This window comes from Actinoplanes teichomyceticus ATCC 31121 (assembly GCF_003711105.1).
Classification (GTDB): domain Bacteria; phylum Actinomycetota; class Actinomycetes; order Mycobacteriales; family Micromonosporaceae; genus Actinoplanes; species Actinoplanes teichomyceticus.
Window position 1 is genome coordinate 7,651,629 of record NZ_CP023865.1, and the last position, 22,460, is coordinate 7,674,088.

Below are 22,460 nucleotides of genomic sequence, written 5' to 3' on the forward strand. Positions count from 1 at the left end.
GTTGCTCGGCCGCCAGGATTCGAACCCGGAAAACTAGGACCAAAACCTAGGGTGTTGCCAATTACACCACGGCCGATTGTTGCTGAGGACAGACTAGCGAACCTCACCGCCTCGCGAGAAAGCGGACGATGCCTGTCGGGTGACGGCTCGCACCACGCCCTCCATCCGCCAATACAGGTGCCGGGATCGCGGAGCCACCACGGTCAGGCAGCCATGGTAGTCATCGCCCACGTTCCCCCGCCTAGTCAGCGGCACGTGCCTCTTGATGGTCGGCTTCCGGAAACAGTCCCGGGGAACCACCAGACGCTGCGCCCACCAATCGGCGGCCGCCTCCGCGTCGGCCGTCTCGTGGATGCTGACCCGATAGCTGAGTTCGTCGATGCGGTAGCCGCCAAGTTCGAGGAAGCGGAGGTAGGTCTCCAAAAGCCCTGGATCGCTGTTGATGAAGACCAAGAGGTCCTTCCTCGCCCACGGCTTCGACTTCGTGCCCTCACACCAGTACGCGACCGCGCCGATCAGGAGGACCTCACGGTCGGTGAGCGCCCCGATCTCGTCCGCCGTCTGCCTCCACACCGCCTCCTGCTCCTGGTCGCGCTCTTGCCGGAAGCTGTCCCAGCGCCCGGCGACCCGTTTCCTGGCCAGTTCGCGCTTCTCCCGGGCCCGCTCGCTGTCCTGATCCAGGGGAATGTGACCCACCCAGGCGAAGGCGGTGGACTTCGCCACCTCGAGCCGCTGCGCGATGTCCTTCAGCGACCACCCGGCCTTCCGCAGCTCGACCGCCTCCGCGCGCTTGTCGTCCTTGGCGCGTGGCCGGCGCGTCCACTCCGGTGGCTCGATGCCGCGCAGCCAGTCGGTCAGCGTCCCGTTGCCGACCCCGAACATCTTCATCAACTGCGCCCGGGACAGCCCCGGGTCCACCCGCAACCGCCGCGCCTCGGCCCGCCGCCCGTCCTCAGGATCATGCTGGGTCATCACCATGTCGCGACGCTAGGACGAAAAAACGAAGCGCTGTAAGAGCGTCGATGTGCCATTCCCTGCCCCCTGGCAGGATGGCCGGGTGACCGAGGAGACAGAGGCGCCGCGTCCCCGGCGCGCCCGCCCGGAGCCGAAGACCCGGGTCCGGATGTCCGCCGCCCAGCGCCGCGAGCAGCTGATCACGATCGGCCGCCAACTGTTCGCCGAGCGCGGTTTCGACGGTACGAGCGTCGAGGAGGTGGCGGCCCGCGCGAAGGTGTCGAAGCCGGTGGTCTACGAGCACTTCGGCGGCAAGGAGGGGCTGTACGCGGTGGTCGTGGACCGGGAGGTGCGCGCGCTGCTGGACCGGATCACGGCCGCGCTGACCGCCGGGCATCCGCGGGAGCTGCTGGAGCAGGCGGCGCTGGCGCTGCTGGACTACATCGAGGAGGAGCCGCACGGCTTCCGGGTGCTGGCCCGGCAGGCCCCGGTGCTGGCCCCGGCGGGCACGTTCTCCAGCGTGATGAACGACGTGGCGCACCAGGTGGAGCACATCCTGGCTGCGGAGTTCCGCACCCGGGACCTGGAGCCCAAGCTGGCCGAGCTGTACTCGCAGGCGCTGGTGGGGATGGTGGCGCTGGTGGGCCAGTGGTGGCGGGAGGCGCGGAAGCCGAAGAAGGAGGTGGTGGCCGCGCACCTGGTGAACCTGGCGTGGAACGGCCTGTCGAACCTGGAGGCCCGGCCGGGCCTGACGACCCGGCGGCCGCGATGACCGCCGGCCGGGTGTCGCGGGGCCGGCGGTCGTCGGTGCCGGGTCAGGCGGTGCGGCCCTCGCGGACCTGGCGCGGCGCGCCGGCCTCGCCGGGGGCGGCGACCTTGCTGTACAGCCCGATGGTGATCAGCAGCAGCCCGATCAGGTAGGTGACGACGACGGTGGACATGCTGAAGCCGAGGAAGTTGGCGTCGGTCCGGATGGTCGCCATCGAGTAGCTGCCGAGGACCAGCAGCGCCCAGCCGAGGTACTTGTCGATCTCGGCGTCGATGTTGCGGCCGACCGCGGCGCCGAGCAGGACCAGGGCGCCGATCACCAGCGTGACGATCGACCAGAGCATGTTGCTGCCCTGTCCGAGCACGCGGTCGCCGGTGTGCCCGGTGAAGCTGTCGCCGGCCGTCTCGGCGAAGCCGATGATGCCGAAGACCACGAGGTAGGCACCGGCGACGAAACCGGCCAAGCGGTACATCGGCCGGAGGGGGTGGTTGACCGGAAAATGCGCCATGGTTCCGTCTCCAAGGTCAGGTGTTGTCGCTCCGATTCTCGCGTACCCGCGACAAGCGGCGCAGGTACACCCCCCGGATCAGTTTCCGGGCACCTGTTCGGCCAGTTCCAGCCAGGCCTGTTCGACCTGCTCGCGCTCCTGCTGGACGGCTTTGAGCTGGGCCTCCAGCTCGACCAGCTTGTCGTAGTCGCTGCCGTGCTCGGCCAGGCTCTCGTTGATCCGGGCCTCCTTCTCGGCGAGCTTGTCCATCTGCCGTTCCATCCGGGCCAGGTCCTTGCGGGCCTGGCGCAGCTCACCGGCGGAGAGTCCGGGCGCGGCCTGCGACGGCTGCTTGCCGGCTGCGGCCGTGCCCTCGGCGCCCAGGACCGGGCTCTGCACCCGGGCGAGGTATTCGTCGATGCCGCCGGGCAGGTGCACGAGCCGGCCGTCACCGAACATCCCGTACGCCTGGTCGGTCACGCGCTCGACCAGGTAGCGGTCGTGGCTGGCGACGACCATGGTGCCCGGCCAGGAGTCGAGCAGGTCCTCCAGCGCGGCCAGGGTGTCGGTGTCCAGGTCGTTGGTGGGCTCGTCGAGCAGCAGCACGTTGGGCTCGGTGGCGAGCAGCCGCAGCAGTTGCAGGCGGCGCCGCTCGCCTCCGGAGAGGTCGCTGACCGGGGTCCAGATGCGCTTGTCGGTGAAGCCGAACACCTCGGCGAGCTGGCCGGCGGAGAGCTCCCGGTCGCCGAGCTTGACCCGCTTGGCGACCTCCTCCACGGCTTCCAGCAGGCGCAGGTGCCCGGGCAGTTCCCTGAGCTCCTGGGAGAGGAACGCGGCGCGCACGGTGGAGCCGGTGACCAGGCGGCCGCCGTCCGCCTCGGTGACGCCGGCGAGCATCCGCAGCAGGGTGGTCTTGCCGGCCCCGTTGGCACCCAGGATGGCGATCCGGTCGCCGGGGCCGACCTGCCAGGTGAGGTCCTGGAAGATCGGCTTGGGTCCGGCGTTGAGGGTGACGTGCTCCAGGTCGTAGACCTGTTTGCCGAGCCGGGTGGTGGCCAGCCGTTGCAGGCTGACGGTGTCGCGGACCGGGGGCACGTCGGCGATCAGCTCGTTGGCCGCGTCGATCCGGAACTTGGGCTTGGAGGTGCGGGCCGGCGGGCCGCGGCGCAGCCAGGCGATCTCCTTGCGGAGCAGGTTCTGCCGGCGGGCCTCGATGGCGGCGGCGACGCGCTGCCGTTCGGCGCGGGCGAGGATCCAGGCGGCGTAGCCGCCCTCGTACGTGTGCACCTGCTCGTCCACGACCTCCCAGGTCATGGTGCAGACCGCGTCGAGGAACCAGCGGTCGTGGGTGACCACGGCGAGGGCGCCCTTGCGGGTGAGCAGGTGCCGGGCGAGCCAGTCGACGCCGGCCACGTCGAGGTGGTTGGTGGGCTCGTCGAGGATGAGCAGGTCGCTGTCGCGCACGAGCAGGGCGGCGAGCGCGACGCGGCGGCGCTCGCCACCGGACATCGGGCCGACCGGCGTGTCCAGGCCGAGGTAGCCCATGCCGAGGCCGTCGAGGATGGTGCGCACGCCGGCGTCGCCGGCCCACTCGTGCTCGGCGCCCATGCTCTGGGGCAGCCAGGCGGTGCCGAGCACGACGTCGCGCACGGTCGCCTCGGCGGCGAGCGCGAGGGTCTGCGGGAGGCTGGCGACGCGCAGGTCACGGCGGTGCGTCACGCGTCCCGAGTCCGGCTCCTCGGTTTTGGCGAGCATCCGCAGCAGGGTGGACTTGCCGGCCCCGTTGAGGCCGACGATGCCGACGCGGGCGTCGTCGTCCAGGCCGAGCGAGACGTCGGTGAGCAGCTGACCGGCGGCGCCGTAGCCCTTGTTGACCCGGTCCAGGTTGATGATGTTGGCCACGATGCGTCTAGATTACCCGCGCGCCGGGCTGGGGTCCGCGCGCGGGGACCGCGGCCCGGCAGACGCCGGCGGCGGTGAGCCCGTCGGCGATCTGCTGGGCGTGCGTGGCGCCGCGGGCGAGGAAGACGCAGGTGGGCCCGGAACCGGAGACCAGGCCGGCGATCGCGCCGGCCGCATGGCCGGCTTTGAGCACGTCGGCGAGCTGCGGGCGAAGTGCCAGGGCGGCCGGTTGCAGGTCGTTGCCGAGGGCGGCGCCGAGCACTTCCGGGTCGCGCTGGCGCAGGGCGGCCATCAGCCGGTCGGCGCTGTCGAGCGGGGCGGGTGGCCGGGCGCCGGCGCGCAGGCTGTCGAGCTCGCGGTAGACGGCCGGGGTGGACAGGCCACCGTCGGCGGCGGCGACCACCCAGTGCCAGGTGGTCGGGCGGGCCAGGATGGGGCTGACCGTCTCGCCGTGGCCGGTGCCCAGGGCGGTGCCGCCGTAGAGCAGGAACGGCACGTCGGAGCCGAGCTGGGCGCCGACCTCGGCGAGGTCGTCGCGGGACAGGCCGAGGCCCCAGAGCAGGTCGCAGGCGATCAGGGTGGCGGCGGCGTCGGCGCTGCCGCCGGCGAGGCCGCCGGCGAGCGGGATGCTCTTGCGCAGGTGCAGTCGTGCGTACGCCGGCACGCGCGCCCGCGCGGCCAGCGCGCGTGCCGCCCGGATGATCAGGTTGCTCTCGTCCAGTTCCAGCTCGCCGGCGCCCTCGCCCTCCATGGTGAGCGTGAGGGTGTCGCCGTGCCGGGCGGTGATCTCGTCGAACAGGCTGATCGCGTGGTAGACGGTGGTGAGCTCGTGGTAGCCGTCGGGGCGGAGCGGGCCGACCCCGAGGTGCAGGTTGATCTTGGCGGGTACGCGGACGCGGACCGGGCCGCTGTGCGGACGGGGCCGATCGTCGTCCGGCCCCCAGGCCTCGGTCACGGAGCTGTTTCCCGGGTCGGCGGCTGATGGCGCGACTGCTTCACTTCGAGCTCCGTCCCCGGGTCCGTGACCGGCGCCGGTTGCCACGGGCCGGCCGACCGCACGAGGTGGCCGACGGGGTCGGCGGTCATGAGTCCACCTCCTCGGGGTGCGCGCCGGACGCGCTGAGCTTACCGCCGGACCGCGATCCGGTGGCCGCCGCGGCGATCGCGGCGAACTGCCCCACGGTCAGCGACTCCCCGCGGGCCTGGGGGTCGATCCCGGCCGCGACGAGCACCTGCTCGGCCTTGCCGGGGCCACCGGCCCACCCGGCGAGAGCGGCCCGCAGCGTCTTGCGCCGCTGCGCGAAGGCCGCGTCGATGACCGCGAAGACGTCGCGGCGGGCGGCGCCGGACGGCGGTTCGCGGCGGGTGAAGGCGACCAGGCCGGAATCCACGTTGGGCACCGGCCAGAACACCGCGGGCGGGACCTTCCCGGCGGGCCGGGCCTCGGCGTACCAGGCGAGTTTGACCGACGGGACGCCGTACACCTTGGAGCCGGGCCCGGCGGTGAGCCGGTCGGCGACCTCCTTCTGCACCATCACCAGCCCGCCGCGCAGCGTGGGCAGCTCGGCGAGCAGGTGCAGCACCACCGGGACGGCGACGTTGTAGGGCAGGTTGGCGACCAGCACGGTGGGCGCCGGGTCGAACCGGTCGCCGGTGACCCGCAGCGCGTCGGCCGGGTGGACGGTCAGGTGGGCGGCGGTGACGGTGTCCGGCAGGGCGGCGGCCAGGACCGGGTCGATCTCCACCGCGTGCACGTGCCGGACCGCGCCGGCCAGGCCCAGGGTGAGCGAGCCGAGCCCGGGACCGACCTCCAGCGCGACGTCGTCCGGGCGCAGCGCGGCGGCGGCCACGATGCGCCGGATGGTGTTCGGGTCGTGCAGGAAGTTCTGGCCGAGCTTCTTGGTCGGCGCGACGCCGAGGCGCGCGGCGAGTTCCCGGATCTCCGCCGGGCCGAGAAGTCCATCAGCCATGGGAGCAGCCTAGGAGGCCGGCCGTCCGGTCACCCAGCCGGGCACGCCGCGGCGCCGCCACGGCCCCGCACGGCACGGGGACGCCCGCGCGCGGCGCCGGCGCGCCCGCACACGACCCGGGGGCGCCCGCGGGCGGCACGGGCGCGTCCGCGGGGCCCCGGTCCGGCCGGCTCAGCGCCACGGGCCGAAGACCCGCTCGCCGTTCGCCGAGATGGTGGCGCACAGCCGGTCGACGTCCACCCCGCGGGCCGCGGCCAGGGCCCGTACGGTGATCGGGATCAGGTACGACGCGTTGGGCCGCCCCCGGTGCGGGGCCGGGGTCAGGTACGGCGCGTCGGTCTCCACCATCATCAGCTCGGGCGGCGTGACCGCGGCCGCCTCGCGCAGGTTGCCGGCGCTGGCGAAGGTGATCGTCCCGGCGAAGCTCAGGTGGTACCCGCGGCGCACGCACTCGGCGGCGAACTCGGCGTCGCCGGAGAAGCAGTGCATGACCACGGTGTCCGGCGCGCCCTCCGAGTCCAGGATGCGCAGCACGTCGGCGTGGGCGTCCCGGTCGTGGATGACCAGCGCCTTGCCGTGTCGTTTGGCGATCGCGATGTGCGCCCGGAAACTGGCCTCCTGCGCGGCCCGCCCGTCGTCACCGGTACGGAAGGTGTCCATGCCGGTCTCGCCGACGCCGCGCACGCGGGGCCGGGCGGCGAGCGCCTCGATCTCGCGCAGCGCCTCGTCCAGATCGGAGAGCCGGGGCGCCTCGTTCGGGTGCAGGGCGACCGTGGCCAGCACCGGCTCGTGCCGGTCGGCCAGGTCCGCGCCCCACCGCGACGAGGCCACGTCGACGCCGACCTGGACCAGCCGGTCGACGCCGTTCTTGGCGGCCGCGCCGAGCAGCGCCTGGACCGGGTCGCCGGCGTCGGCGCCGCCGGGGACGCCGGCCTCCTGGACGGTCAGGTCGAGGTGGGTGTGGCTGTCGAAGACCGGGACGGCCAGGGGCTCCGGCGCCGGGGGGAACTCGCCGGCCCGGCGGGCCGCCTTGGCGCGGCGTTTCTCCGAAGGGCTCGGCGACGCGGGGGGAGTCGAAGGCATGTGAGACATTGTGCACGGCGCGTTTCCCGGTAACCGCACGTTCACGTGATATCCACCGCGGTCACTTAGGTTGCGCCCCGTGACCGTTACCGGTGAGGACAGTGAGCTGGGCGCCGACCCGCTCGACCCACCCCTGATGGCACCGCTGCGCCGCGACCTGACCTGGCAGCAGGTGCAGTCGATGAGTCAGTCCGCGGCCTACCGCGACGACCCCACGCTGCGCCGGATCCGGCAGACCGCGGCGGTCCGGCGCGGCACCCGGATGGTCAAGATCCTCTCGCCGGCCCAGGTGGCCGGGCATCTCGGCGGCTGGCTGCCGTACGGGTTCTGCTACCGCGCCTGTGACCTCGCCCACCTGTCCGACCCGGCGCGGCTCACCCTGCTGCGCACCGACGGGGCGGCGGGCGAGCGGGTGGCGTTCGCGCTGCGCTGGCGGGCCACCGACGCGATGGACTACGAGTTGCCGGGCGGCCCGGCCCAGCCCGGGTTGGCGGCGCTGCCGGGCCACTCCCGGGTCGGCGCGATGGTGCTGGGCACCGGTTTCACGCCGAGCACCGACGAGCTGATCCCGGAGTACGTCACGGCCGGCTTCGCCGACCTGCCGCTGCCGGCCAACGCGCAGCTGCTCGCGTACGTCCCGGGCGGCGACGAGGTGGTGCTCTACACGTACCAGCCCGAGCAGCACGGGTGGCTGCGGCTGGCCGGGCCCCGCTGGCGTGGCGTGCTCGACGAGCTGCCCGGGGTGAGCCCGGACCGCGAGTACGTGCCGTGCACCACGCCCGGCAGCGCCCGGCTGGTCGGCACGATCGACGGCCAGGAGTACGAGGCGGTCGCCGACCCGCCCGGCGAGTTCCGGGTCCGCGCGCTGACCCGCGCCGCCCGCTATCCGGTGCAGACCCTGAGCCGGCGGGCCGAGCAGGCGCTGTGGCGCGGGGTGCCGTGCTGGGTGCTGCAGCGTGACGAGACGTGGGCGCGGCTGCGGCTGCTGCGCCCGGACGTGGAGGCGCTCGGCGCGACCGGGGCGCGCTGTTACGAGCGCGGGGTGTACGAGGCCTGGGCGCCCGTGGACGAGCTGGTCGATCACCACATCGCGGAGCTGGCGTACCGGCTCTGACCGCACGACAGCGGGGCCGGACGGATCCGGCCCCGCTGTGCTTACGACCTACCGCGGATCAGCTGCGGGTGATCTTGACTTCCAGGGTCTTCCAGGGGCTGAGCTGGCCGCCCCAGTCCTCGGACCGGGCGCTGGCCCAGAAGTAGCCCTTCTTCAGCCCGGCCGGGACCTTGAACTTGAACTTGCCGTTGGACGACAGGGTCGCGCGCCAGCCGTAGCAGACGTCGTCCCAGGTGGCCTCGGTGACCCGCTGCCACTTCTTGTTCTTGTTCATGCAGTAGTCCTTGCCACCGCTGTAGTTCTCCAGGAACACCCAGACGGCGCGCACGCCGGAGCCCTTGGTGTCCTTGGCGGTGCCGGTCACGTACTTCCACGACTTCAGCCGGTTGGAGCTGGACGGCTTGGTGACCGTGACCTTCGGCTTCCAGCTGTCCTTCTTCACGGTGACGGCCGGACCGGAGAACGCCACGCTGTAGCCGTTGGCGTTCTTGTACTTGATCTTCGCGTACCGCTTGCCGGTGACGATCCGGCCGGTCTTGCAGTCCTTCCAGAAGATCATCGGGACGGCCCGGGCCTTGCCGGTCCACTTGTACTCGACGGTGCAGTTGTCACCGTTGTCGACGACGAACGACTGGGTGCCGGCCGGCACGCTCTTCACCGTGAGCGTGTACCGCTGGCCCGGCCAGACGGTGGACTTGCTGTTCACCAGCTTGGTCCAGGCGTTCGACACCTTGACCGTCCGGCGGATGTAGGCGGCGTTGCCGGCCGGGTCGGTGAGCCGCTCGTTGACGGTGTAGGTGCCGGGCCGGGTGTAGACGTGCTGAGCCACCGTCTGACCGGCCTTCAGGGTGTCCACCCGGCTGCCGTCACCCCAGCTGACGATCCGCGCGATCGCCGCGTCGGGCGTGCCGACGTCGTTGAAGTCCGCGGCGGTCTGGGTGAGCTTGACGAACTGGCCGGTCCAGATGGACGTCGCGGACAGCTTGTAGGTGCCGGTCGGGGCGACCGTGTCACCCGGCGGGAGGCTCGTGGTGGGCGTCTCCGACGGCGTGCTCCCGCTCGGCTCCGGCGCCGTGGACGACGAGCTGTCGCTCGGCTCCGGCGTCACGGACGAGCTGTCGCTGGGCTCCGGCGTCGCCGACGACGTGGTGTCGCTGGGCTCCGGCGTCGGGGTGGCGGTCACCGAGGCGCTCGGGTCCACGGTCTCCTCGGCGAGGACCGAGGCGTGCGCGCTGCCGGCGTAGGCGGGGGCGGTGGCGACGGCGCCGGACGCGGCCAGCGCGCCGCCGACGATGGCCGCGACGAGCGGCCTGGCCAGGCGTGGTGTCAAGGGAGTTCTGCTCCTTCGAGAGGTACGAGAACCACATGAAGGGCAAAGTTGGACGATCCGGCGGCGTCAGAACGCACCCGTTTCGACAAAACGCCAACGTTCCCCCGTGGCATCGATCAATCTAGACGGCGGCGGCACGGTGGGCAATGCCGATTCGGCCGGTCCCCGGTGCGCTTTCGCACAGGAGTCACGACGGCGGGGATCCGGCCGCGACCGGCGCTGCGGCGCGTCAGGCCGCGGCCACCGACCGTTCATCCCGCAACGCCGAACGGGCCCGGCAGATGCCGGGCCCGTTCCGTTGACGCCGCTGGTCACCGGCTTCGAGGCGCCGGGACGATCCGAGGAAGGCGCGGCGGGCGCCGGGCCTTCTCGCGGGAGAAGAGGACGGAGGTCAGGACTCCCCGCCGAGGCGGGCCAGCTCCTCCTCCACGACGGACGGCTCCAGCTTGCGGAACACCGGCTTGGGCGCGCTCAGCGGCGTGCCCGGCACCAGCGGCACCGACTCCCACCGGGCGCCGACCGTGTAGTCACCGGTCAGCACCGGGTACGCCGGGCCGCCGTCGAGGTCCTCCACCTCGACGATCCGCGGCATCGGGGCGTGCACGCCGGTCCCGCCGAGCAGCTCGTGCACCTTCTGCGCGGAGTGCGGCAGGAACGGCGTGAGCAGCGTGTTGGCGTCGCTGACCACCTGCAGCGCGACGTGCAGGACGGTCGCCTGCCGCGGCTTGTCCTCCTCGGCCTTCAGCTTCCACGGGGCCTGCTCGGAGAGGTACTTGTTCGCCTCGGCGACCACCCGCATCGCCTCGCCGATCGCGGCCTTCTGCCGGTGCTTGCCGATCAGCTCGCCCACCGTCGCGAAACCGGCCTTCGCGACGGCCAGCAGCGCCTCGTCCTCCGGCGTGAGCGGGCCGGGCGCCGGGATCGCGCCGAAGTTCTTCGCCGCCATCGAGATCGACCGGTTGACCAGGTTGCCCCAGCCGGCCACCAGCTCGTCGTTGTTGCGCCGGACGAACTCGGCCCAGGTGAAGTCGGTGTCGTTGGACTCCGGGCCGGCCGCCGCGATGAAGTACCGCAGCGCGTCGGCGTCGTAGCGCTCCAGGAAGTCGCGCACGTAGATGACCACCCGGCGGGACGAGGAGAACTTCCTGCCCTCCATCGTCAGGTACTCGCTGGAGACCACCTCGGTGGGCAGGTTCAGCGAGCCCAGCCGGCCGGCCTCCCCGCCGTGGTCGCCCGCACCGGAGTAGCCCAGCAGCAGCGCCGGCCAGATCACCGAGTGGAAGACGATGTTGTCCTTGCCCATGAAGTAGTAGCCGAGCGCGTCCTTGCCCTGCGCGCCGGCCGACCACCACCGGCGCCACGCCTCCGGGTCGCCGCTGCGGCGGGCCCACTCGATCGAGGCGGACAGGTAGCCGATCACCGCGTCGAACCAGACGTAGATGCGCTTGTCGGCGCGGTCGCGCCAGCCGTCCAGCGGGATCGGCACGCCCCACTCCAGGTCCCGGGTGATCGCCCGGGGCTGCAGGTCGTCGAGCAGGTTGCGGGAGAACTTCAGGACGTTGGGCCGCCAGTTCTCCCGGCGGTCCAGCCAGCCCCCGATCGCCTCGGCGAACGCCGGCAGGTCGAGGAAGAAGTGCTCGGTCTCGACGAACTGCGGGGTCTCCCCGTTGATCCGCGAACGCGGGTTGATCAGCTGCTCCGGGTCGAGCTGGTTGCCGCAGTTGTCGCACTGGTCGCCGCGCGCGCCGTCGTAGCCGCAGATCGGGCAGGTGCCCTCGATGTAGCGGTCGGGCAGGGTGCGGCCGGTGGACGGGGAGATCGCGCCGAGCGTGGTGCGGGCCACGATGTAACCGTTGCGGTGCAGGCCCTCGAACAGCTCCTGGACCACCGCGTAGTGGTTGCGGGTGGTGGTCCGGGTGAACAGGTCGTAGGAGAGACCGAGGCCGTGCAGGTCCTCCACGATCACCCGGTTGTACCGGTCGGCGAGCTCACGCGGGGTCACCCCGTCGGCGTCCGCCTGGACCTGGATCGGCGTGCCGTGCTCGTCGGTGCCGGAGACCATGAGCACGTCGTGGCCGGCCATCCGCATGTACCGGCTGAAGACGTCGGACGGCACCCCGAAGCCGGAAACATGACCGATGTGGCGCGGGCCGTTGGCGTAGGGCCAGGCGACCGCGGCGAGAACGTGACTCATGGCGTCTAAGCGTAGTGACCGCCTCCGGTGCCCTGCGAACGGATTGCCGCGCACCGCGCTGACCGGTCGATTTGTCCCGACACGCCCGATCATTGCCGGACCCGCCGGGGACTCGCGTAGTTCACTGGACGGGTGACCGGAAACATACCGCAGCCAGGGGAAACGCCGGCGGAGTCCGGGCCGGCCCGGACCGCGCCGGACGCGCTGCGCGCCGCCGGGCACACGGCGGGCCCGGCCGATCCGCCCGGGCACGGCGAGCGGCTGGCCACCGCCGGCGAGCTGATGATCATCGAGCCGGGGCACCCGGAGGAGCCGATCCCGCCGGGGCACCAGCAAGCGCCGGGGCCGCCGGAACACGCGCGACAGCCGGGAGACCCGGGACGGCCGGAACAGGCGCGACAGCCGGGAGAGCCGGGACCGCCGGGACAGGCGCGACAGCCGGGAGATACGGGACCGCTGGGACAGGCGCGACAGCCGGGAGACCCGGGACCGCCGGGACAGCCGGGCACGCCCGGCGAGACAGGCCCGGATTCGGGGTACGCCGGGAAGCCGGACGCCCCACCGGTCGTACCGGAGGTGGCGGTCCGGCCGGAACCCGGCGACCACACCCGGCCGACCATCGTCCTGGACCACCGGCGCCCGCCCGGCGGACCGCTGCCGCCGCTGCCGCCGGGCGGCGTCTCGCCGGCCGCCGAGGCGCGCCTTGAGCGGATGGAGAACTCGCCGTTCTGGGCGGCCGACGAGGCCCGGATCGCGGCCGAGGAGCGCGCCGGCCGGCGGCCCGGGCGCCGGCGGCGGCCGGCGGCGGCCCATCCGGTCACCGCGATGGCCGCGCTGATCGGGCTGAGCCTGCTCGCGGCGTTCTTCGCCTGGGTCAGCGCGGAACCGTTCTGGCTGGCGGCGGGGCACGGCGACACCGGGTACGCCACCACCACCCGATGCCAGGGCAGCGGCCTCACCCAGCGCTGCACCGGCCGGTTCACCGCCGCAGACGGGCGGTTCACCGCCGGCCCGGTGACCCTGCTCGGGGTCTCCGGAGGCGCCCGCCGGCCCGGCGCGGTCTCCGGCGCCCGGATGGTCGGTCCGCACAGCTCGCAGGCCTACGCCGCGCCGCCGGCCACGCTCCTGCACCTGCGCTGGGTGCTGGGCTTCCTGCTCGTGCTGATCTGCGGGTACGGCATCGCCGGCGCGACCGGGGCCCGGCGGCTGGAGTCACCCCGGGCCCGGCGCTGCGCGCTGCTCGGCAGCCTGGCCGGGCCGCTGCTGCTGCTGGCCGGCTTCCTGGCCGCCGCCTACTGAGCGCTGTGCACGAGGGTGTAGACGTCGCGCCGCTTCAGGCCGTACTCGTCGGCGACCGCCTGGATCGCGTCCCGCCGGGACGTGCCGGCGGTCTCCCGCCGCGCCACCGCCGCGCGCAGCTCGTCGTCGTCCGGGCGGGCCGCCGGGCCGGCCGGCGCGCCGCCCACCACCACGGTGATCTCCCCGCGCGGCTCGTCGGCGGTGGCCCACTCGGCCAGCTCGGCGAGACCGCCGCGGCGGATCTGTTCGTAGGTCTTGGTCAGCTCCCGGCAGACCGCGGCCGGCCGGTCCGCGCCGAAGATGGCGGCCAGGTCGGCCAGCGCCCCGGCGATCCGGTGCGGGGCCTCGAAGAACACCAGGGTGCGCGGCTCCGTGGCCAGCTCGCGCAACCGGGAGCGGCGGTGCGACCCGGTGCGCGGCAGGAAGCCCTCGAACACGAAGCGGTCGCTGGGCAGGCCGGACAGGGCCAGGGCGGTGGTCACCGCGCTCGGGCCGGGCGCCGCGGTCACCGGGTGGCCGGCGTCCAGCGCGGCCCGGACCAGGCGGTACCCGGGGTCGGAGACGCTCGGCATGCCGCCGTCGGTCACCACCGCGACGACCGCGCCGCCGGCCAGGGCCTCGACCAGCTCCGGGGTACGCCGCTCGTCGTTGCCCTCGAAGTAGGAGACCACCCGCCCGCGCACCGTCACGCCCAGATCCCGGGCCAGCCGGGACAGCCGCCGGGTGTCCTCGGCCGCGATCACGTCCGCGGTGGCGAGCACCTCCCGCAGCCGCGCCGAGGCGTCGCCGATGTTGCCCAGCGGAGCGCCCACCAGGACGACACGCCCGCCACCTGCTTCTTCACCAGACACCGGAAAAGTCCACCACACGCCCGGGCTCCACTTCAAAGCCAGGCAGCCTACGATCGCGGGGTGACGACGGCGACAGCTGAGACAGACCTCACCACCGCGGACTCCCCCGCCGAGGCGGAGTCGTCCCGTGGCGTGCGCGACGTGCCCGACCTCGTCCGGCGACGCCTGTCGACGCTGGACAACCGGCTCGATCCCTACTCCTGGCTGGTCACCGCGGTGATCGTGACCGCCGCCGCGATCCTGCGGCTGGCCGGGGTGAGCAAGCCCAAGGGCTACATCTTCGACGAGGTGTACTACCCGACCGACGCCTGGGACATGTTGCAGCACGGCGTCGAGTGGGACGAGAAGACCAACGGTCCGGCGTACGTGGTGCACCCGCCGCTGGGCAAGTGGCTGATCGCCCTGGGCGAGAAGATGTTCGGCAACACCGAGCTGGGGTGGCGCTTCCCCGCCGCGATCGCCGGCACCCTGATGATCCTGATCCTGATCCGGGTCGCCTACCGGATGTTCCACTCGATCGTGCTGGCCGGGATGGCCGGCCTGCTGATGACCCTGGACGGCTTCCAGCTGGTGCTCTCGCGCACCTCGCTGCTCGACATCTTCCTGGGTCTGTTCATCCTGTTGACCTTCGCCTGCATGGTGCTGGACCGCGATCACTACCGGCGGCGCTGGAAGCGGGCGCTGGCCGGAGGTTTCGACTCGACGGCCACCCACCGGATCCCGCGGATCGTGCCGTGGTGGCTGCTGGCCGCCGGTGTCTGTTTCGGACTCGCCTGCGGGGTGAAGTGGAGCGCGCTGTTCTTCGCGCCGTTCTTCGCCGGCCTGGTGGTCGCCTGGCGCTGGCAGGCGCGCCGCTCGGCCCGGGTGCGCGGGCCGTTCGTGGCCGGCATCCTCGGCGACTTCGGCTACCTGCTGCTCAGCTTCGTCCTGACCATCGTCTTCTACCTGGCCACCTGGGCCGGCTGGTTCGTCACCGACACCGGCTACTTCCGGCACTACCGGGAGGCCAACGGGATGAGCGAGCCGCCGGTCCTGGGCGCGCTGCTGAACCTGATGCACTACCACTCCGAGGCGTACAACTTCCACAGCGGGCTGACCGACCGGCACACCTACCAGTCGTGGCCGTGGCAGTGGATGCTGCTGGGCCGGCCGGTGGCGTTCTACTGGAACGGCAACGGCAGCTGCGGGGCGCCCAGCTGCGCCGCCGAGATCCTGCTGCTGGGCACGCCGATCCTGTGGTGGTCGTTCCTGCCGGCCCTGGTGGCGCTGGTCTGGTTCGGCATCGCGCGGCGGGACTGGCGGGCGTACGCGATCTTCTCCGGCGCGACCGCGAGCCTGCTGCCGTGGTTCTACTTCGCCGTCGCCGACGGCCGCACGATGTTCTCCTTCTACCTGCTGCCCGGCCTGCCGTTCCTGATCCTGGCGGTGGTCTACGTGCTCGGGGCGATCATGACGCCGCCGGGCGGGATGGCCGCCGGCGCGGCTCGCACCGACCGGCAGCTGATCGGCACGGTGGTGGCCGCGACGTACGTCGTCCTGGTGGCGCTCTGCTTCGCCTACTTCTTCCCGATCTTCGTGGGCACGACGATGCCGTACGACGACTGGTCGGTACGGATGTGGCTGGGCAGCCGCTGGATCTGAGCCCCGGAGATGACCGAAGCCCGGCGATTTCGCCGGGCTTCGTGGTTTTCGCAGAGCCTCCGCGGGTTTCGACGGACCCGGGGCGCCTTGGCGGGCTTGGCGCCTTTTTGCTGATCACGACCCGGCGCGGCCGGTGAATCCGGCGAGAAAAAGGGCGCGCCCCGATCGCCTGCCACGGGGGAAGCGGGCGATAGGGGCGCGCAAGATGCAGCTTAACGAGCCCGGATGAGCCGCACAACGGGTGGCGGCCACCGATTGCCGCGCCGATCCGAGCATCCCAGCGATATGGACATAACGGGCCTTTGCCTCCTATCGCCAATATCGGTTCATGAATGCGATTCGGCTCCGCGGTCGGGAATGCGACAGCAAATGACTGCGCAATCTGGCGTAACGTATTTCGCCCATCGGCCGCACCGCAGCTCAGCGGAAGTAGCCGCCGTCGCCGGGACAGCGCACCTCGTCGAGCCATTCCGCAGCGCCCGCCATTTCGTCCGTTTTAAGGTGATCGGTCGGCCATCACCCGCATAGGTGACAAGTGCCAAGATCGCCATAAATGTTCTTAAGCTCGCCGCGTGACAACGCAGGAGCCCTACCACCCGCAAACCGCCGACCAGCCACTTCCGGATACCGAAGTGATCGCCGTTGCGACACCGGTCCCGGTGTTCGTCGACTCCACCGGGCGACGGAGCCGGTTGCTGCGACGGATCGCGCTGGCGTTCGGCATCCTCGTCGTCTCCTACGGCGGGCTGGTCAGCGTCAGCCTGGCCGGCGGCCCGGTGAGGTCCAGCGCCGTGCTGCCGCTGCCCGGCGTGGACGACAAGGACGCGAGGACCGAGCCGGTGCCGCCCCGGCCGAGCCCGGCGCCGGAGGCGAGCCCGTCGAGCGCCCCGAGCCGCCGGCCGGTGATCGAGTCGGTCACCCGGGCGAACCGGGAACCGGTGCGGCACCGGTCCGCCACGGCCACCCCGACACCGTCCGCCACCAGCGAGCCGGCCAAGACCCGCGGCAGCAGCCGGCCGACCCCCGCGGCGAGCACGGCCAAGCCGTCGGTGAGCGCCACCAGGCCCACCGAGTCGACCACCACCCAGCCGACCACCGCGCCGACGAAGACCTCCGAGCCGCCGCCCGCGCCGGTCCCACCGGCCGGCGGCGCCGGCGGCGGCGACCCGATCGACGGGCCGGCCCAGCCGGCCACCCGCACGCCCACCGCCGCGAACGGCCCGGCCACCCGCACGCCCACCGCCGCGAACGGCCCGGCCACCCGCACGCCCACCGCCGCGAACGGCCCCGCCACCCGCACGCCCGCCGGGGGCGACCCGGCCGGCGCCGGCCCGAGCGCCCCCGGACCGTCCGCCTCGGCCTCGCGGCCCGGGGAGCCGGCGTGAGCAGCCGGCCGGCGCGCCGGAACCGCGGGCGCAGCCGGCGGCGCATCCTGCCGCGCCCGCGGGTGATGCTCGGATCGCTGCTGCTCGGGTTCTTCGTCTCGGTGCTGGTGGTGCAGGCGTACATCAACGCCGAGTTCACCGCCGACCACAAGGAGACCGACGTCGGTGACCAGGCAGGCGTGCCGCTGTCGATCCGCGGCGGGGGGCCGATCGTCAACACCACCGGCGGCCAGGAGACCACCAGCCGGCTGCCGGCCCGCACCATCGCGCTGACCTTCGACGACGGGCCGGACCCGATCTGGACCCCGAAGGTGCTCCGGGTGCTGCGCGAGAACGACGCGCACGGCACGTTCTTCGTGGTCGGCTCCCAGGTCGCCCGGCACCCGGAATTGACCAGGGAGATCGTCGCCGACGGCAACGAACTGGGGCTGCACACCTTCACCCATCCGAACATGCAGCTGCTCGCGCCGTGGCGGCGGCGGCTGGAGCTGTCGCAGAACCAGGTGGCCATCGCCAAGGCCACCGGGGTGCACACCAACCTGGCGCGCTTCCCCTACTCGTCGAAGACCGAGGCGATCGACGAGACCAACTGGAAGATCGTCAAGGAGGCCGGCCGGGCCGGCTACCTCGTCGTGGTCAACGACCTGGACAGCGAGGACTGGCAGCGGCCCGGCGTGGACCAGATCATCCGCAACTCGGTACCCGCCGGCGAGAGCTCGGCGATCATCCTGTTCCACGACGCCGGCGGCGACCGCGCGCAGACCGTCGAGGCGCTGGCGACGTTCATCCCGATGATGAAGGCCCGCGGCTACCGGTTCACCACGGTCACCGAGGGGCTGAACCGGGGCATCGAGGAACAGGCCGCCGACGTCCGGGCCGGCCGCGCGCCGGAGAGCGCCGCGGTCATCCCCGCCCTCCCGCTGAACCCGCCGGCCGCGGACGGCGACGCCTGGCGCGGGGCGGCGCTGATCTGGACCGTACGCCTGGCCGACGGGCTGGTCGCGCTGGTCGCCACGCTGTTCGTGGTGGTCGGGGTGCTGACCATCGGGCGTACCGTGCTGTTGCTCGTGCTCGCCGGGCGGCACGCCCGGCAGCGCCGCCGGCCGGACTGGAGCTGGGGCCCGCCGGTCACCGACCCGGTGTCGGTGATCGTGCCGGCCTACAACGAGAAGGAGGGCATCGAGGCGGCCGTCCGGTCACTGGCCGGCGGCGACCACCCGGAGATCGAGGTGGTGGTGGTCGACGACGGCTCCACCGACGGCACCGCCGACATCGTGGAGGGTCTGCGCCTGCCGAACGTCCGGGTGGCCCGGGTGCCCAACGGCGGCAAGTCCAACGCGCTCAACACCGGCATCGCGCTGGCCCGGCACGACCTGATCGTCACCGTGGACGGCGACACCATCTTCGAGCGGGACTCGATCCGCCGGCTGGTGCAGCCGTTCGCCGACCCGGCGGTCGGGGCGGTGGCCGGCAACGTCAAGGTCGGCAACCGCGCCAGCCTGGTCGCCACCTGGCAGCACATCGAGTACGTGATCGGCTTCAACCTGGACCGCCGGCTGTACGAGACGCTGGACTGCATGCCCACCGTGCCCGGCGCGATCGGCGCGTTCCGCCGCGAGGCCCTGGCCGGAGTCGGCGGGATCAGCGACGAGACGCTGGCCGAGGACACCGACGTCACCATGGCGCTGTGCCGGCAGGGCTGGCGGGTGGTCTACGAGGAGCACGCCAAGGCGTGGACCGAGGCCCCGACCACCCTGGAGCAGCTCTACCGCCAGCGGTACCGGTGGAGTTACGGGACCATGCAGGCGATGTGGAAGCACCGCGGGGCGCTGTTCGACAAGGGCCCGTCCGGCCGGTTCGGACGGCTCGGCCTGCCGTTCCTCGCGCTGTTCGGGGTGGCCCTGCCGATGCTGGCGCCGGTGGTCGACATCATGCTCGTGTACGGCCTGGTCTTCTGGGAGCTCACCGAGACCGTGATCGCCTGGCTGGGGATGCTGGCCCTGCAGATGGTCACCGCCGCGGTGGCGTTCCGCTTCGACCGGGAGCCGATCCGGCCGCTCTGGCGCCTGCCGCTGCAGCAGTTCGCCTACCGGCAGCTGATGTACCTGGTGCTGATCCAGAGCGCGACCACCGCGATGACCGGCGGCCGGCTGCGCTGGCACAAGCTGAACCGGGCCGGGCTCACCCCGCGTCCCACGGTCCCGCCCGCGCCGCCGGTCGGCGCCACCGTGGCCCCGGCCGTGGACGGCTGGCCGCCCACGCTGACCGAGCTGCCGGCGCCCCGCCAGCAGCAGACGGTCGGCCGGGCCTTCGCGCCGCCCACCACCCCGGCCGTGCCGTCCCAGGCCTACCGGGACGAGCTGGACCTGCCGCACGCCGGATCACCCCCGGTCCCGCGGTAGGCCCGGCCCGCGCCCCACCGATCTGCAGCCGGTGGGGCGCGGGTCCGCTCAGGCCACCGCCAGGTCGCGGATCAGCTCGTCCGGCGTCATGTCCGCGTACGGGAAGGCCACGTGCAGCGAGGTGCCGTCACCCGGACGGTCGGAGAGCGCCACCGTCGCGTGGTGGGCGTCCAGGATCCGCTTCGCCACGGCCAGGCCACGGTCCGGGCCGGGCACGTCCGCCGGATTCGCGATCGCCCCGTAGTACAGGTGCGGGAACAGGTCGGGACGCATCCCGTCGGGCAGGTCCATGTCGTCCAGGTGCACGGTCGGGCCGGACTCCATGTCGGTGCCGACGCGTACCCGCCCGCCCTCCGGGGTGTACTTCACCGCGGCGAACAGCAGGTGAGTCAGCACCTGTTCGAGCCGCACCGGGTCGGCGATGATCGGCAGCGCGGGCCCGCCGGCCTGGTTCAGGATCCAGATGTGCTTGCTGGCCGCGATCGGGCGGACCGCCTCGACCGCCCGCTGGGTCACCCGGGTCAGGTCCACCTGGCGCATGTGCAGGCTGTCGCCGCCCAGGCCGGCGTCGGCCATCGTGGTCAGGTGGTCGATCAGCTCCCGGAAGCCACGCACGTGCGCGGCGGTGGCCCGGCCGACCAGATCGGCCAGCTCGGCGTCGTGGTAACCGGTGTGGCCCAGCTTCTCCAGGTACGTCGACATCAGCCGCAGCGACGAGCGCAGTTCCCCGCCCACGAGACCGGCCAGGTCGTCCTTGCGGCGCTCCAGTTCCTGCAGCCGGGCGGTGGTGTTGGCCAGCGCGTATCCGTACCGGCGCAGCTCCAGCTGGGCGGTGACCTGCCGGGCGAGCGCGCGCAGCGACTGCTGCTGGTCCATCGCCAATCGGCGCGGCTCGCGGTCCATCACGCACAGCGTGCCCAGCGCGAAGCCGTCGGTGGTCAGCAGCGGCGCGCCCGCGTAGAACCGGATGCCGTCCGGGGCGGCGACCGCCGGGTTGTCGGCGAACCGTGGGTCCTGCCGCGCGTCCGGCACCATCAGCAGTTCGCGGCCGAGGATCGCGTGGGCGCAGAAGGACAGGTCCCGGGCCGTCTCGGCGACCTCCGAGCCGGTGGCGGCCTTGGCCCACTGCCGGTCCGCGTCGACCAGGCTGACCATGGCCAGGGGCGTCTCGCAGACGCCGGCGGCCAGCGCGACGATGTCGTCGAAGTCCTTCTCCGGTGGGCTGTCGAGGATGTCGAGCGAGTACAGCGCGGCCAGCCGCTCGATCTCGTTGTCGGGCAGGGGTGCTTTCATGGCGGTCACCTCCGAGACTCGCTCCAGAGGTATCACGTGAAAGTAGCGACCTTCACATATCTCCCAAATCCCGCGTGGGCCGGGTGTGACATCCGCGGTGTGCCGCTGATCACCTCGGCTGATCGCCGTATGCTTCGCGGCCATGAACACCGACGAGTTCGCGTGCGGCATCTGCGGCTCGACACACAGCGGACCACCGTTGAGCTTCGCCGCCCCGGCCCCGGACTTCTGGCTGCCGGGGATGGCCGAGACCGAGGGTTGCCTGCTCGACTCCGACCTGTGCGTGATCAACGGGGAGCGGTTCTTCATCCGCGGCCTGATCGAACTCCCGGTCTGGGACAGCGGCGAGGTGTTCACCTACAGCATGTGGGTGTCGCTGAGCCGGCAGAACTTCACCCGGGCCGTCGACGTCTGGGAGCAGCCCGGCCGGGAGAACGAACCGCCGTACTTCGGCTGGCTCTCCAACGAGATCGCCGGCTACGAGCCCACCACGCTCAACCTGAAAACCAACGTGCACACCCGCCCGGTCGGCCAGCCGCCCTACATCGAGCTGGAGCCCACCGGCCACCCCCTGGCGGTCGAGCAGCGGGCCGGCATCTTCCGCTCCCGGGTCGAGGAGATCGCCAGTTTCCACCTGCACCGCCTGCAGGCGCCCTGACCTGCCCGACGATCGTGTCGCGGCGGCGCCCGTGCGGTCTCGCGGCCACCCGGGCTCACGAAAAAGGCCGTCGACCTGATACGTCACAGGTCGACGGCCTTTCGATGTGGTGGAGCTGAGGGGATTTGAACCCCTGACCCCCTCGATGCGAACGAGGTGCGCTACCAGTCTGCGCCACAGCCCCTTACCGGTTTCTCGGTGACCCCGTCACCGTGGAACCTCCGAAAGGCTAACAGGTCCCCCGGCACCCTCGCGAACCACCCCTCCCCGGCGGCGGATCGAGACCCGCGAACGGGGCCCGCGACGCCGGTCAGGCCGTGTGGTGGCGGCCGCCCGCCTCGTACGCGCGCCCTCGCAGGCCACCGCGACGCCGGTAGGACACCGAGCCGCCGTTCGCGGCGACCGGCAGGTCGGACGGTTCCCGGTCGAGGCCCATCGCCGCGCGCCGGACCGCCTCCCGCTGGGCGGCCAGGCGACGCTGCGCCTCGCGCCGTGCCGCGGCGCGGCGGGCCTGCTCGCGGCGCACCTCGGCCTGCCTGGCGGCCAGCCAGGCCGCCTCGCGGGCCTGGACCCGGCGCCGCCGGCGGTCCACGATCGCGCGGTTGCGCAGGTGCACCAGGTAGACGCCGAGCAGCGCGCCGGTGACCGCGAAGCTGATCCAGAAGCCCGGGCCGACGGCGAGCACCCCGATCAGTTCGATGAGGTTGAGCAGCACCAGCGCGGCGAACACCCGGCGCCGGCGAACCACCGCGGGAGTTCCGCGCCGTTGCGGGTTGCGCCGGGGCGGGCGGCGGCCGGTGACCAGGCGCAGCCGGCGCTGCGGCGGGGCCTCGGGTTCACCCGATGGGGCGGGAAGCGTAACCGTGACCCGCCGAGCGGGGTTGATCGGTCGGCGTCCGGGCACAGTACGTCGACGGCGCTGGCGCTGAAGCACCCGCGCCGTCGACGACGCCCGCTCCGCGGCGAGGCGCTCGGTGGCGTCGTACCGGCGGACGAGCGCCGGGGCGAGCGCGAGCAGCCCGGCCGCGGCGAGGACGGCGAGGAGCACCGAGGTCGGCACCCTCACCCCTTTCGTTCCGCCACGACAGTTCACACGGAAAATGACACGACGAATGCGAGGTTACGGGC

The 22,460-nt window shown here is 72.6% G+C and carries 18 protein-coding genes and 2 tRNA genes; 7 read left to right on the forward strand and 13 right to left on the reverse strand.

The genetic code is table 11. The features are described from left to right. Positions 1-4 precede the first annotated feature (4 nt). Together ACTEI_RS33615 and ACTEI_RS33620 are read right to left on the reverse strand one after the other, a co-directional pair. Positions 5-76, reverse strand: a tRNA-Gln gene (locus tag ACTEI_RS33615). Between the two features lie 17 nt (positions 77-93). Further along, entirely contained in the window at positions 94-978 is an 885-nt protein-coding gene (locus ACTEI_RS33620) for a helix-turn-helix domain-containing protein (RefSeq protein WP_122981316.1), read from the reverse strand. A gap of 145 nt (positions 979-1,123) precedes the next feature. On the opposite strand from ACTEI_RS33620, the gene ACTEI_RS33625 reads away from it, so the two are divergent. Continuing rightward, the gene (locus tag ACTEI_RS33625; protein WP_122982581.1) at positions 1,124-1,726 is read left to right on the forward strand and encodes a TetR/AcrR family transcriptional regulator; all 603 of its coding nucleotides are present in this window, start codon (positions 1,124-1,126) and stop codon (positions 1,724-1,726) included. A gap of 43 nt (positions 1,727-1,769) precedes the next feature. On the opposite strand, the gene ACTEI_RS33630 is transcribed toward ACTEI_RS33625, so the two are convergent. The 5 genes from ACTEI_RS33630 to ACTEI_RS33650 all read right to left on the reverse strand — a co-directional run bounded on the left by ACTEI_RS33630 (position 1,770) and on the right by ACTEI_RS33650 (position 7,174). Further along, complete coding sequence (locus ACTEI_RS33630) at positions 1,770-2,231, reverse strand: DUF6962 family protein (protein ID WP_122981317.1); 462 nt, start codon at positions 2,229-2,231, stop codon at positions 1,770-1,772. 78 nt (positions 2,232-2,309) lie between these two features. Continuing rightward, positions 2,310-4,112 (reverse strand): ABC-F family ATP-binding cassette domain-containing protein, encoded by a 1,803-nt coding sequence (locus ACTEI_RS33635; RefSeq protein ID WP_122981318.1) that lies wholly within the window; start codon positions 4,110-4,112, stop codon positions 2,310-2,312. 7 nt (positions 4,113-4,119) lie between these two features. After that, entirely contained in the window at positions 4,120-5,067 is a 948-nt protein-coding gene (locus ACTEI_RS33640; RefSeq protein WP_122981319.1) for a 4-(cytidine 5'-diphospho)-2-C-methyl-D-erythritol kinase, read from the reverse strand. Between the two features lie 127 nt (positions 5,068-5,194). Next, a complete protein-coding gene (rsmA, locus tag ACTEI_RS33645) occupies positions 5,195-6,082 on the reverse strand; it encodes a 16S rRNA (adenine(1518)-N(6)/adenine(1519)-N(6))-dimethyltransferase RsmA (RefSeq protein WP_122981320.1) in 888 nt (295 codons plus the stop codon). Positions 6,083-6,253: 171 nt separating this feature from the next. Next, positions 6,254-7,174, reverse strand: a complete 921-nt coding sequence (locus ACTEI_RS33650; protein ID WP_122981321.1) for a TatD family hydrolase — start codon at positions 7,172-7,174, stop codon at positions 6,254-6,256. A 70-nt stretch (positions 7,175-7,244) separates the two neighbouring features. Between ACTEI_RS33650 and ACTEI_RS33655 the strand changes: the two genes are divergently transcribed. After that, the gene (locus tag ACTEI_RS33655; RefSeq protein WP_122981322.1) at positions 7,245-8,279 is read left to right on the forward strand and encodes a hypothetical protein; all 1,035 of its coding nucleotides are present in this window, start codon (positions 7,245-7,247) and stop codon (positions 8,277-8,279) included. Between the two features lie 58 nt (positions 8,280-8,337). Here the strand turns inward: ACTEI_RS33655 and ACTEI_RS33660 are convergent, their stop codons facing one another. Both ACTEI_RS33660 and metG read right to left on the reverse strand, forming a co-directional pair. Further along, the gene (locus tag ACTEI_RS33660; RefSeq protein ID WP_122981323.1) at positions 8,338-9,609 is read right to left on the reverse strand and encodes a PKD domain-containing protein; all 1,272 of its coding nucleotides are present in this window, start codon (positions 9,607-9,609) and stop codon (positions 8,338-8,340) included. Between the two features lie 391 nt (positions 9,610-10,000). Beyond that, positions 10,001-11,803 (reverse strand): methionine--tRNA ligase, encoded by a 1,803-nt coding sequence (gene metG / locus ACTEI_RS33665; protein ID WP_122981324.1) that lies wholly within the window; start codon positions 11,801-11,803, stop codon positions 10,001-10,003. A gap of 576 nt (positions 11,804-12,379) precedes the next feature. Between metG and ACTEI_RS33670 the strand changes: the two genes are divergently transcribed. After that, complete coding sequence (locus ACTEI_RS33670) at positions 12,380-13,102, forward strand: hypothetical protein (RefSeq protein ID WP_239082148.1); 723 nt, start codon at positions 12,380-12,382, stop codon at positions 13,100-13,102. On the opposite strand, the gene rsmI is transcribed toward ACTEI_RS33670, so the two are convergent. Next, entirely contained in the window at positions 13,096-13,953 is an 858-nt protein-coding gene (rsmI, locus tag ACTEI_RS33675) for a 16S rRNA (cytidine(1402)-2'-O)-methyltransferase (protein ID WP_122981325.1), read from the reverse strand. The two genes, ACTEI_RS33670 and rsmI, sit on opposite strands and share 7 nt — an antisense overlap. 60 nt (positions 13,954-14,013) lie before the next feature. Between rsmI and ACTEI_RS33680 the strand changes: the two genes are divergently transcribed. From ACTEI_RS33680 to ACTEI_RS33690, 3 genes are all read left to right on the forward strand, one after another. Then, positions 14,014-15,594, forward strand: a complete 1,581-nt coding sequence (locus tag ACTEI_RS33680) for a dolichyl-phosphate-mannose--protein mannosyltransferase (RefSeq protein WP_122981326.1) — start codon at positions 14,014-14,016, stop codon at positions 15,592-15,594. A 572-nt stretch (positions 15,595-16,166) separates the two neighbouring features. Further along, the gene (locus ACTEI_RS37570) at positions 16,167-16,979 is read left to right on the forward strand and encodes a hypothetical protein (protein WP_145830762.1); all 813 of its coding nucleotides are present in this window, start codon (positions 16,167-16,169) and stop codon (positions 16,977-16,979) included. A gap of 65 nt (positions 16,980-17,044) precedes the next feature. Next, positions 17,045-19,381 carry a bifunctional polysaccharide deacetylase/glycosyltransferase family 2 protein gene (locus ACTEI_RS33690; RefSeq protein WP_187645884.1) on the forward strand — a complete coding sequence of 779 codons (2,337 nt, stop codon included), beginning with the start codon at positions 17,045-17,047 and terminating at the stop codon, positions 19,379-19,381. A 48-nt stretch (positions 19,382-19,429) separates the two neighbouring features. On the opposite strand, the gene ACTEI_RS33695 is transcribed toward ACTEI_RS33690, so the two are convergent. Beyond that, positions 19,430-20,674 (reverse strand): GAF domain-containing sensor histidine kinase, encoded by a 1,245-nt coding sequence (locus ACTEI_RS33695; protein WP_122982583.1) that lies wholly within the window; start codon positions 20,672-20,674, stop codon positions 19,430-19,432. 142 nt (positions 20,675-20,816) lie between these two features. Here ACTEI_RS33695 and ACTEI_RS33700 point away from each other — a divergent pair, with 142 nt between their 5' ends. Then, on the forward strand, positions 20,817-21,332 hold the full coding sequence (locus ACTEI_RS33700) for a DUF2199 domain-containing protein (protein WP_122981329.1): 516 nt from the start codon (positions 20,817-20,819) through the stop codon (positions 21,330-21,332). A gap of 107 nt (positions 21,333-21,439) precedes the next feature. Here the strand turns inward: ACTEI_RS33700 and ACTEI_RS33705 are convergent. Then, positions 21,440-21,516: transfer RNA gene (locus tag ACTEI_RS33705), tRNA-Ala, on the reverse strand. Between the two features lie 126 nt (positions 21,517-21,642). Next, on the reverse strand, positions 21,643-22,398 hold the full coding sequence (gene sepX / locus ACTEI_RS33710; protein ID WP_187645864.1) for a divisome protein SepX/GlpR: 756 nt from the start codon (positions 22,396-22,398) through the stop codon (positions 21,643-21,645). Positions 22,399-22,460 lie beyond the last annotated feature (62 nt).

Coding starts and splice junctions, on each gene's coding strand:
- ACTEI_RS33620 (WP_122981316.1), bottom strand. CDS start 978: ATGGTGATGACCCAGCATGATCCTGAGGACGGGCGGCGGGCCGAGGCG.
- ACTEI_RS33625 (WP_122982581.1), top strand. CDS start 1,124: ATGTCCGCCGCCCAGCGCCGCGAGCAGCTGATCACGATCGGCCGCCAA.
- ACTEI_RS33650 (WP_122981321.1), bottom strand. CDS start 7,174: ATGTCTCACATGCCTTCGACTCCCCCCGCGTCGCCGAGCCCTTCGGAG.
- ACTEI_RS33700 (WP_122981329.1), top strand. CDS start 20,817: ATGAACACCGACGAGTTCGCGTGCGGCATCTGCGGCTCGACACACAGC.
- ACTEI_RS33630 (WP_122981317.1), bottom strand. CDS start 2,231: ATGGCGCATTTTCCGGTCAACCACCCCCTCCGGCCGATGTACCGCTTG.
- metG (WP_122981324.1), bottom strand. CDS start 11,803: ATGAGTCACGTTCTCGCCGCGGTCGCCTGGCCCTACGCCAACGGCCCG.
- ACTEI_RS33690 (WP_187645884.1), top strand. CDS start 17,045: ATGCTCGGATCGCTGCTGCTCGGGTTCTTCGTCTCGGTGCTGGTGGTG.
- ACTEI_RS33695 (WP_122982583.1), bottom strand. CDS start 20,674: ATGAAAGCACCCCTGCCCGACAACGAGATCGAGCGGCTGGCCGCGCTG.
- rsmA (WP_122981320.1), bottom strand. CDS start 6,082: ATGGCTGATGGACTTCTCGGCCCGGCGGAGATCCGGGAACTCGCCGCG.